General features: G+C 67.0%; 1 protein-coding gene and 1 tRNA gene. Both read right to left on the reverse strand.

The window, feature by feature from the left end; genetic code table 11:
* Window positions 1-24: 24 nt before the first annotated feature.
* Window positions 25-96, reverse strand: a tRNA-Gly gene (locus tag WH85_RS46410).
* Between the two features lie 71 nt (window positions 97-167).
* The coding region (locus WH85_RS54360) for a M12 family metallopeptidase (protein WP_425394706.1) at window positions 168-306 on the reverse strand (139 nt) is incomplete at its 5' end.

Here is a 306-nt window from a genome sequence, read left to right on the forward strand (position 1 = left end):
AAATCGCAAGCAGCAGCCTCTCCGAGCGGACGACGGGATTCGAACCCGCGACCCTCACCTTGGCAAGGTGATGCGCTACCACTGCGCCACGTCCGCATGTCGTCCGGTGCGTTCCCCGGCAACGGATGAAACATTAGCCGAGCCACCACCCGAATGCCAAAGCGGGGTCACCCCAGCCCGTACATCCGGTGAACACCGTCGATGTCACCCGCCGAGAGCGCCGCGCGCTGACCGATCGTCGCGGCCGGGTCCACCGGGACGATCGTGGGCCGGCCGTTGGCACTGAACGCGGTCCGCGGGTAATGC

It is taken from the genome of Actinoplanes rectilineatus (assembly GCF_000962825.1).
Taxonomy (GTDB): Bacteria; Actinomycetota; Actinomycetes; order Mycobacteriales; family Micromonosporaceae; genus Actinoplanes; species Actinoplanes rectilineatus.